The sequence below is a fragment of the Yinghuangia aomiensis genome (assembly GCF_039542225.1).
In the GTDB taxonomy this organism is placed as follows: Bacteria; Actinomycetota; Actinomycetes; order Streptomycetales; family Streptomycetaceae; genus Yinghuangia; species Yinghuangia aomiensis.
In genome coordinates this window covers 136528-147054 of record NZ_BAABHS010000024.1, presented here as the reverse complement: position 1 = coordinate 147054, position 10527 = coordinate 136528, and the positions used below count along the sequence as shown (strand labels likewise).

Here is a 10527-nt window from a genome sequence, read left to right as displayed (position 1 = left end):
TGCGGCGCGATGAACTCCCACTCATCGTCCGTCAGTTGCGCTCGTGTCACACAACACGGTCTACCAGATCAGACCCTGCCGCGATGGCCACTCCCGCAAACTGATCACAACCAGATACGCGCCCTAGTCCGCCGCCTCCTCCTTGAGGTAGTCGGCGTACGCGGCGGCGTCGAGCAGGCCGTCCGGGCTCGCCGGTCCGTCGGTGCGGAGCCGGATCAACCAGCCGTCGCCGTAGGGGTCGTCGTTGACCTGCTCGGGGCTCTCGTTCAAGGCCTCGTTCACCTCGACGACCTGGCCCTTCAGGGGCACGTAGATCTCGGACACGGCCTTCACCGACTCCACGCTGCCGAACGGCTCGCCGGCCTCGAAGCGGTCGCCCACGTTGGGGACCTCGACGAAGACCACGTCGCCGAGTTGGCGCTGGGCGAAATCCGTCAGGCCGATCAGGATCCGGTCGCCCTCGATGAGGGCCCATTCGTGGTCCCTGCTGTACAGGCGATCGCTCGGGATGTTCGCCATACCGGCCTCCGGGGCTGGGTTTTCGCACGTGATGGTTGGGCGACGGCAAGCCTGCTCCACGCGGGACCAGGCGTGAAAGCAGTTCCACCCGGACGAGTGAACGGCATGTGGAGCCGGGGACCGCCGAGCCGGAATTGCCCCTGCGGACCATGCGCAGTTCCCTCCGCACTGTCCGCGTCCACGCTGCGCGCCGGCCGCCCGCGCCGGGAGGCTGGTGGGGTCGGGTACCGAACGCGGAGGGGGCGCTGTGCGGCGGCGACGTGTCTGGCCCGGGGGACCGTTGTCGTACCACCATTTCCCCGGCCGGGCCTTCCGCGCCGATGCCGTGGCCGTCGTGCTCGTGCTCGTCTCGATCTGCGGGACCGCGCTGAGCGTCAGCCTGACCGTGGGCGTGGGCACCGGCGGCTCGCCCGGCGGGTGGCCGGGACCCGGGTCGCCGTGGCCGACCACGACGGGCGCGTCGGGGACGACGCCGGGAAGCACCGGGACCGGCGGACCCGGCACGAGCGGTCCCGGATCCGGCACGCCGACGATGCCTCGGCCCACCGGCCCCGGCACCCCGACCACCATCCCGCCGACCACCGCGCTCCCGACCACCACCGCCTCCACGTCCGGCAGCCCGACGGCCACCGGCACCTCTACGCAGCAGCCCGACCCCCCGGCCCCCGCCGTCATCCCCAACGCCGTCGATCTCCCCCTGAAGCCCGGCACGTCCACGGTCGTCGACAAGAGGGTCCGCACCCCCGCCATCCCGCCGCGCCCCGACATCGTGCTGCTCGTCGACGGCACCGCCAGCATGCAGCCGTCCATCGACGACGTGCGCAAGGACATCGGCACCATCACCGGCAAAGTACGGGCGAGCCAGCCCGATTCGCGGTTCGCCGTGGCCACGTTCGGGGACCAGGAGGTCGACAAGGAGCGGGTGTTCCAGCTCTTCCAGCCGCTCACCTACGACCTGGACGCGGTCGAGCGCGGCGTGGGCAAGCTCGACGCGACGCGCGGGAATTACAGCAAAGGCCCGTCCGAGGACTGGATCAACGCGCTCTGGCAGATCGCCCAGGGGGCCGGCGGCGGCACGCAGTTCCGGGCCGGGTCCAGCCCCATCGTGGTCCTGGTCGGCGACGCGTCCAGCCACGACCCGAGCAAGAGCCACTCGCTCGCCGACGCCATCCGGGCCGCCAAGCAGCGCGGGATCCGGGTCATCGCGGTCGACGTGGCCACCGACATCGGCGACGGCCTCAACGGCAACGGCGACAACGGCAAGGGCTACAAGGACGATCCCCTGCACGACCCGAACCAGGCGACCACGCTGGTCAACGCCACCAACGGCAAGCTGTTCCGCGGTATCGACCCCGCGAAGGTCGCCGACACGATCGCGGACGGCCTCGCCAACCTGCCCACCACCGTGGGCTACCGGCTCGTGGACTGCCCGCCGTCGGTCTCGGTCTCCCTCGCCCCGCCCACCCGCACGGTGACCAGCGGGCAGGACGCCACGTTCAAGGAGACCGTCGCCGTCGCCGGGAATGCCCCGCAGGGCACCGAGCTGAAGTGCACGGTGCAGTTCGTGATCGGCGCCGAGACCCCCGAGCAGCAGGTGGTCGGGCCGGGCGACGACGGCGAGCCGCGGCTGCGGCAGAGCATCACCATCCCCGTCGCGGACGTCACTCCGCCCGTCGTCACCGTCGACAACCGGCGCGCGGTGGCCGGGTGGGACCAGCCGGGCGCACGCATCGACTACACCGCCACCGCCGTGGACGCGATCGGCGGCCCCGTGCCGGTGACCTGTGCCCCGCCGTCCGGCACGGTCTTCCCGGTCGGGACGACGACTGTCGTCTGCACCGCCGCTGACCCCTCGGGCAACACCGGCCGCGCGACGGCCGCCTTCACCGTCACCCGGGCCCCGCAACCGCCCGCGCCACCGCCTCCGCCGTCCGCCGACGTCGCCGTGGCGGTCGCGGTCGCCCCGACGCCCGGCTACACCGGGACGCCGGTCACCGTGCGGTACACCGTGACCAACGCCGGTCCCGACACCGCCACCGGCATCGTCGTCTCCGGCGACGCACCCCCGGCGGCGGCGCCCGGCACGCTCGACGCGCGCCCGCAGTCCGCGTGCACCCGGCAGAACCCGTGCTCGCTGGCCGCCGGCGGGCGCCTCGAAGTCGTCCAGGACCTCGTCTACAGCGGCCCGGTGCGGAACGGCACGCTGCGCGGCGGCGTCGCCGCCGCGCCGCCGGATCCGAACACCGCCGACAACACCGCGACGGCGCCGGTCACCGTGCTGCAACCGCAGCTCACCGTGTCGCCCGCGGTCGCGTCCACCGGGCAGGTCGTGCAGGTGCACGGCACGGACTTCCCGCCCGGCACGACGCTGACGTTCGCGTGGGACGCCGGCATCACCGCCACGGCGGCGCCGACCGTGGTGCCGGCCGGCGGCGGCTTCGACGCGCAGGTGCTGATCCTGCGCAAGGACCGGGTCGGACCGCGCAACCTCGTGGTCGGGCAGTCGGGTTCGCCGTCCGCGCGGGTACCGGTGCTCGTGGTGCCGCGCAACGACCAGCCGCCGGGGCTGGGCGCGCCCCCGGGGGCGGGGTGAACCGCGCGTGATCCACGAAGTCGACGACGCACTGCGGGCGTTGCTGCGCGCCGAGGCGCTGGACAGGACGTCGGTGTCGGTGGTGTTCGACGCGCCCACGCGCGACTGGGCGGCGAAGGTCAACGCGCCGACGGTCAACCTGTACCTGTACGACATCCGCGAGGACATGCGGCGCCGCGAACGCGGGCTCTACAACGAGTACGACGAGCAGGGGATCGTGGTCGCGCGCCGCCGGCCGCCGCGGTACTTCAAGCTGTCGTACCTGCTGACCGCGTGGACCCGTCGACCCGAAGACGAACACCGTCTGCTGTCCGAGCTGTTGGCCTGCATGCTGCGCTACGAGGCGCTGCCCAAGGAGCGGATCGCCGGGACGCTCGCCGAACTCGGCGTGCCCGTACCGCTGTCCATCGCGCTCCCGCCGCCCGAGGACCGCTCGTTCGCGGACGTCTGGAGCGCGCTCGGCGGGGAACTCAAGCCGTCCCTGGACGTGGTGGTGAGCGTCCCGGTCACCGCCTCGCCGGTGTACGCCGCCGGACCGCCCGCCGGGGAAGGCATGCAGGTGTCCCTGGACGGCTTCGCCCCGCCGCCGCGCCCGGCCCCCGGCAGCCCCGAGGAGAAACCCGTCTACGGCCGCACCGACCGCGAGCGCGCCCGCCGGGCCATGACCCGGCGCTCCGGCCGCGCGCCGAAGGGGAAGACATGACGGACCCCGACGACGCCACCGGCCTCCGGCACCTGCTCGCCCGCGTCGTCCTCGTCGAGGAACGGGTGCGCCGCGAGGTCGAGCGCCGCCAAGCCGACGACCCCGATCCCGACGACGCCTTCCGCGGCCTCTACCTCAGCGACGACGCCGTCGCCCGCCTCCTCGTCACCCGCCGCTCGCCCGGACCCCCGGCCCCGGACGCGGCCGAACGCCTCGCCGCGGTGGAAGCCGAGGCGCCCGCGTCCTCCCGTCTGCTCCGCCTCACCCGGGACTTCGGCCTGACCCCGCTCGACGTCGAGATCCTGCTCATCACCCTGATCCCCGACCTGGACGAACGCTTCGAGTCCTTCTACGGCTACCTCAACGACGACGTCACCCGCCGCCGCCCCTCCATCGGCCTCGCCCTCGCGCTCTGCGGCGTCTCCCCGGCCGACGCCGGAGCCCGGGCGCGCCTCAACGCCCACGCCCCGCTCCGCGCGCACCGCCTCGTCACCGTCGAGGACCCCGAACGCCCCTTCCTCACCCGCGCCTTGCGCGTCCCCGACCGGGTCACCTCGCACCTGCTCGGCGACGACGCCCCCGATCCGCGGCTGACCGGACTGCTCACCGACTGGGCGGGCGCCGGCGCGGTCGGCGACCCGGCGCCGCTCGCCCGCGCGTTCGCCTCCGGCGTCGGGCTCGCCTACCTCCGCGAGGAACAGGGCGGCGCGGGCGCGGCGTTGGCCCTCCAAGCGCTGGCCGCGGCCGGCTACGGCGCACTCTGCCTCGACCTCGACGCCCTCGCCCGCGACCCGCACCACCACGACGTGGTGGATGCCGCGATACGCGAAGCCCGACTCACGCACGCGGGACTGGTCTGCGCCCCCCTCGACGTCGTCGCCCGGGAGCACACCGCGGTCGTCCGGAACCTGACCGCCGCCTTGGACCTCCCCATCGCCCTGGTCGGCCGCCTGCCCTGGGACGCCTCGTGGTCGGCCCGCCCCCCGCTGCACCTCGTCGCCCCGCGCGTCGCCCCCGGGGGCCGCGCGGACCTGTGGCACCACGCCTACCCGGGCCCCGCACCGGTCGACGTCGACATCGAGGCCGCCCTGGCTCCGTTCCTGCTGACCCCCGCGCAGGTCGCCGCGGCCGCGCACGCCGCCGCCCAGCAGTCCGTCCTCGACACCGGGCCGCTCACCCTGGCGCACATCCGGCACGGCGCCCGCGCGCAGAACGCCGCCGGACTCGACCGGCTCGCGCGGCGGATCACCCCCGAGGTGGGCTGGGACGACCTCGTCCTCCCGCGCGGCACCAAAGACCGGCTCCGCGAACTGACCGCCCGCGCCCGGCACCGCGACCGCGTCCTCGGCGACTGGAGCATGCGCCCGGGCGGCGGCCGGGGCCGCGGCGTCGCCGCGCTGTTCGCGGGCGACTCCGGCACCGGCAAGACCATGTCCGCCGAAGTGATCGCCGCCGACCTGGGCCTCGACCTCTACACGGTCGACCTGGCCACCGTCGTCGACAAGTACGTCGGCGAGACCGAGAAGAACCTCGAACGCATCTTCTCCGAAGCCGCCGGCGTCAACGGCGTCCTGCTCTTCGACGAAGCCGACGCCATCTTCGGCAAACGCTCCGAGGTCAAGGACGCCCACGACCGCTACGCCAACGTGGAAAGCGCCTACCTCCTCCAACGCATGGAGTCCTTCGACGGCCTGGCCATCCTCGCCACCAACCTGCGCGCCAACCTCGACGACGCCTTCACCCGCCGCCTCGACCTCGTCGTCGACTTCCCGATGCCCGACGAGCACGACCGCCGCCACCTGTGGGACCGCTGCCTCGGCGGCACCCTCCCGCGCGCGGCCGACCTCGACCTCGACTTCTGCGCCAAGTCCTTCGAACTCGCCGGCGGCAACATCCGCGCCATCGCCGTCACCGCCGCCTACTTCGCCGCCGACGCCGGCACCCCGGTCACCATGCCCCACCTGATCCACGCCATCCAACGCGAGTACCAGAAACTGGGCAGACTCACCCTGCCCCACGAATTCGGGCCGTATGTGGAGCTGCTGACGGCCTAGAGGGGATGCTCCGGACCGGGCCGGTCATGCCTCGCCGCCGGAGCCGAGGCTGTCGGTGAACAGGTCGAGCCAGAAGGTGCGGAACCCCAACTCCTGGCACGCCGCCGCCGCAGCGTCGATCTCCGCCGCGTCGCGCTGCGGGTCGAGCGCGCCGAGATTCACCCGGAACTGCTGGATCATGCCGTCACGCATCGGAGTTTCCCGGAGTTCGACGTCCATCTCGGGGAAGGCTTCCGCTGGTGATTCGGGCGGCACGTCGTCCGGTCCCGTCGCCACGCGCGCCGCAATGACGATCACCGGGCGGTCATCGCCCCGTTCGGGATCCAGGGGTTTCCACGTGGAGTCGTGCGTGGCCACGCCCATCGGGTAGGGCGTGAACACGTCAGTGAACTCGCCGATCGACGGGTCGGTCACCTCCAGCGACCAGGCGGGGATGTAGCGCTGCTGCCACGTATCGCCCGCCGGATCGGCGGCGAAGAAGGGCGAGACGAATCGCGTGATCCGCCAGGACGGATCGTCGCCGCAGCGGATTTTCAGGGCTGTGCAGAAGTCCCGCATGAGCCGGGGATCGCCGTCGGCCAGTTGCGCGACCCCGGTACTGGTGACGTCGAATCGCAGCGACGGCGTCGCGGCGTCGATGTGCAGGGCGGGGTTCCAGATCTCCAACTCGGCATTCATGTGTCATTCCCGGTGAGGATCGCTATTTGTTCTTCGGGCCGAGGAAGTGGTCGCCCACATCCGGCTCGTATTCGATGCCGCCGGACCCCTTGCTTGCGTTGCAGGGGCCGCACATCAGTTCCAGATTGGCGAGGTTGTTGTACCAGGCGACGCGAGGCGGCTGGGTCGTCTTGCTCCCCGTGTTGTTCCAGTGGTCGGCCACCGGGTGCCGGTGATCGGCTTGCACCGTCGATACGTGGGCCAAATGATCGCCTTCGCGGCAGTAGAAGTAGTTCGCGTCGCCGATGTGGGGATCGTTCTTCAGATGGGCGTACTTTTGGTTCTTGTCCTTGTCCTGGGAAAGGCCGGGGAGATCGTTGGTGATCAACGTCGCGCGACTCGTGATCGTACCTCCGTAGAAGATCCGGCGGATTTTCTCGGAGCCCTGGTATTCGGGCTTCAGCTGCCCGTCGACCGCGTACTCCGATGCGTGCTTGATGTGCTCCAGCGAGGGGTAACCATGCCCCTTGCCAATCTCAAGCATGCGGGCGGCGATGTCCGCGAGCTGCCCGCGCACCCGGTTCTCGTCGTCGGCGAGTTTGATGTCCAGGATGGCCGACTCCAGGGTCCGCAGCTTGCTCTCCTCCTGGCGGAAGCTCGCGAGAATCCTTCGGCAATCGGGTGAACTGCGCTCCTGCTCGACGTCGATGGCGTGTCCGGCGATGCCCAGGTATTTGACGCGCCTTGCTTCGAGCTTCTTCTGTTCGGTGGGCCGTTTCTCCTGCGAGGTGCGCTTCAGCCACATGTCGACGAGGGCCTTCTCGCCGCGTGTACGGAGCAATTGGTTGAGCAGCGTCACGAGGCGCCTGGTGTCCATCTCCCGGTCCAGGGCGTCGACTTCCATTTGCGCCCGATCGTCGCGGAGCCCGCTTCGGATGCGCCGCAGCTCGCCGTCCGGTGTGTTCTTCCCGGTGTGCTGGGAGCCCGGCGGGTTGACCACCCCGCGCACGGTCCAGGTGTCCCCGCCCTGGACCGCGGTCAGACTGGTCATCTTGTATTTGCTGCGGATCGGCGCCAGTACCTTGGCGGCCGCCTCCGGCGTCGCGTAGTCCCCGGGGATGTTCTCCACCGCGGTCTTGCCGGCGCTCAGGCCTTGGTCCAGCCGCTTCTTCTTCTCGCCGCCGGACTCGTGCTTGTTCGGATCCTTCTTCTTGAGCTTGTTCCAGAGTTTCCTGCCGGCTTTGGCGATCTTGTCGACGATCTTGTCGATGGCGCGGTTGACCGGTTTCGAGACGGACTGGATGGCCTTCTTGACCTTGTCGGCGAGGCCGCCGACGCCGAGGAGGGCGGCGAGGACGCCGATCAGGACCGGGATGCTCTTGGCGAGGGCGTTCTCGACCAGACCCGGGACGCCGCCGCCTCCGCCGTCGGCGATGGCGATGACGGCGTCCAGGACGGTGTTGACGAACTCGATGATCTGGGCGCCCTGCGTCACGATGAACGTGACGATGTCGATGATCGCCTTGACGGCCTTCACGAACGCCGACGCCGGGTTGAAGAGGGAGATGACCCAGGTGATCCCGGCGATCAGGACCGTCGGGATCAGGAACGAGGCGATCTTCTCCAGCAACGTCGCCTTGAGGTCGCCGACTTCCGCCGCGATGTGGCCGACTGCGCCCGCCGGGCCCTCCTTGGCCAGCGCCGACGCGACCGGCACCGAGGACTCGACCGCGGTCATCGCCTGGTCGGGGACGCCCTTGCGGGTGATCCGGGACTTGATGTTCTCCCAGGTCAGCCCCAGCAGCGAGGCGATGAGCTTGATGATGCCCTTGAGGTCGAACTTCGACGGGATCTCGATGCCCGAACTGGCCGACACCCCGAGCAGCCAGGAGACCAGGCCCTTCTTGAGGTGGTCGCCGATGTTCTGCAGGAACCGCTGGAGGCCGTCGCCGACCGCCGAGACGAGGTTCTTGAGGAAGCCGATCGGGTCCTTGATGATCTTCATGACCGCGCTCGCGGCCTTGGCCAGGACCCCCAGGAGCATGTCCTTCAGCTCCATGATGGTCTTGATGACGCCCACCACGGCGTCCTTGACCTTGTCCCAGAGGCCCTTGTTCTCCTCCTGGAGCTTCTTGATCTCCTCGTCGATCTTGTCGAGCGCGTCGGTGTACTTCTGGGCGAGGTCGGTGACGAGCTGCTGGGACTTCTCGTCGACCTGGGAGTCGAGGTCGTCGAACTTCCCGGCGAAGTCCTTCGCGGCGTCCTCGCCGAACTTCTTGAGGTCGGCCGGGAGTTTGTCGACCTCGGCCTTGAGGTCCCGGCGTCCTTGGGAGATGCGGTCCTTGGCTTTGCCGAGTTCGGTGCCGACGACGTCGGCGACGTCCGAGATGACGCCCTGCATCTTCGCGACGTAGAGCTTGCGCGACTCGGCGAAGATCTCGTTCGCTTCGGCGGGCATGCCGAGGAGCTTGTCCTTCGCCCACTTGAGCTTCCCGGTGAAGCCCGAATAGCGCTTGTCCTTGTACGCCTTCATCCGGCGCTTGTGGTCGGCCGTGAACGCGTCGCGGGCGGCCTTCTCGCCGGCGTTGAACTTGTCGTCGACGAGCTTGTCCAGCCCCGACAGCGTCGACTCGACGTCCTTCTTGGTGGCGTCGAAGACCTTCTGGAGCTTCGCCGTGACCTCGGCGCGCTTCTGCTCGTCCTTCGACTTGGTGTCGCCCTTGCCGCCGTCGACGGCCTTGCCCGCCTGCTGCCGCGTCGCGGTGAGCTTCTCGACGGCCTGCGTGCCGACCGCCGCCGCGCCCTGCTTGGCCGCGTCGCGCTGCTTGTCCTCGGCGGTGCGGGCTTGCGTCGGGGCCTTGGCGGAGTGCTGCTCGCCCTCCTTCTTCGCCGACAGCGCGTCGTCGAACTCGGGCTCGTTGCCCTTCTTCAGCTGGTCGTCGGTGACCTCCGCATCGGCCATCTGCCGGTCGGTGTCCTGCTTGCCCTCCGAGAAGTCGGTCACCGCGGCGGGCTGCTTGTCGGGCACCGCGCCCGCCGGGTCCGGGGCACCCGGGTTGGCGGGCGCCTGGTCCGGCTGCATCGGGGTGACCGGTTTGTCCTTGGCCTTGGACGTGTCCGGCGCGGCCTTGGTGGTCGTCGCGATGTCCTTGGCGGACTTCTCCTTGCCCTGGCCGACCTGCCCGTCGACTTCGCCCTTGACCTTCTCGGCCTTGCCGGAGCCGGAGAACTTGTCGGCCTCGTCGAGGTTCTTCGGGGCCTGCTTGGCGATCGCCTCGTTGACCGCTTTGACGAACGCGGCCTTGTCGAACCCGCCCGGCTTGGCCGCGTTCATCTTCTCGGCCTGCGCCGCCTTGCCTTGCGCTTCCTTGTCGTCCGGGGGCGCGACGGCGGCGTCCTGGGCCGACTTCGACTCCGTGGCCGCCGGGTGGTGCGTGCCGATGTGCCGCTTCTTGGCGGCGACTTCGTTCTGGGTCTTGCGGAAGCCGGGGGCGTGTGCGGGCGGCGGCTTGACGACCGGGGCATAGCGCTGCGCCACGAGGCGGGCCACCGCCTTGTTGCCGGCGCCTCCCGCCGCGAGACGTTGGACGCTGCGGCGGTCGAGGCGGGGCGCCGACGCCGAGGCGGCGACAGGCTCGGCGGAGGCCGTTTCCGGCGGGCCCGCGGCATGCGGGCGCCGGTCCCGGGAGGGCACCTCCCGGTCCTCGTGCGGGGCTTTCACGCACGCTCCCGCTCGCTGCCGGCGCACATGCCCTCCACGCTGCGGGCGCGCGCCCGGCGGCGGTGAGGCCGCACGGGCAGCCGTGTGGGCACAGTTGGCTGCCCGCGGCCGCCGCGACCGCCGGAGCGGTGCCCGCGGCAGGCGGCCGCTTCGGGTGCGGGCCTGCCTGTTCGGGCAGTTCGCGGTGTACGGCCGGGCGGTCGCCGCGGCGTTCCGCAAGATCCCGTTTCGTGGCGACAATCCAACTCGGCCATGGCCTCGGTCGGGGGCGCGGGAAGGC

The 10527-nt window shown here is 70.9% G+C and carries 6 protein-coding genes; 3 read left to right on the top strand and 3 right to left on the bottom strand.

What is annotated here, in order from left to right; all coding sequences use genetic code 11:
* Positions 1 to 123: 123 nt before the first annotated feature.
* The gene (gene gcvH, locus ABEA93_RS29215; protein ID WP_345678824.1) at positions 124 to 519 is read right to left on the bottom strand and encodes a glycine cleavage system protein GcvH; all 396 of its coding nucleotides are present in this window, start codon (positions 517 to 519) and stop codon (positions 124 to 126) included.
* Positions 520 to 799: 280 nt separating this feature from the next.
* Here gcvH and ABEA93_RS29210 point away from each other — a divergent pair, with 280 nt between their 5' ends.
* Genes ABEA93_RS29210 through ABEA93_RS29200 form a run of 3 tightly spaced genes read left to right on the top strand, consistent with a single transcriptional unit; the run spans position 800 to position 5869 of the window.
* Entirely contained in the window at positions 800 to 3112 is a 2313-nt protein-coding gene (locus ABEA93_RS29210) for a VWA domain-containing protein (protein ID WP_345678823.1), read from the top strand.
* Between the two features lie 7 nt (positions 3113 to 3119).
* Positions 3120 to 3815: a Pvc16 family protein gene (locus tag ABEA93_RS29205; protein ID WP_345678822.1), complete on the top strand. Its 696-nt coding sequence runs from the start codon at positions 3120 to 3122 to the stop codon at positions 3813 to 3815.
* Positions 3812 to 5869, top strand: a complete 2058-nt coding sequence (locus ABEA93_RS29200) for an ATP-binding protein (RefSeq protein ID WP_345678821.1) — start codon at positions 3812 to 3814, stop codon at positions 5867 to 5869. Before ABEA93_RS29205 ends, ABEA93_RS29200 begins: the two co-directional genes overlap by 4 nt.
* A gap of 24 nt (positions 5870 to 5893) precedes the next feature.
* Here ABEA93_RS29200 and ABEA93_RS29195 read toward each other — a convergent pair whose 3' ends face one another.
* Together ABEA93_RS29195 and ABEA93_RS29190 are read right to left on the bottom strand one after the other, a co-directional pair.
* Positions 5894 to 6547 carry a hypothetical protein gene (locus ABEA93_RS29195; RefSeq protein WP_345678820.1) on the bottom strand — a complete coding sequence of 218 codons (654 nt, stop codon included), beginning with the start codon at positions 6545 to 6547 and terminating at the stop codon, positions 5894 to 5896.
* 22 nt (positions 6548 to 6569) lie between these two features.
* On the bottom strand, positions 6570 to 10247 hold the full coding sequence (locus ABEA93_RS29190) for a hypothetical protein (RefSeq protein WP_345678819.1): 3678 nt from the start codon (positions 10245 to 10247) through the stop codon (positions 6570 to 6572).
* Positions 10248 to 10527 lie beyond the last annotated feature (280 nt).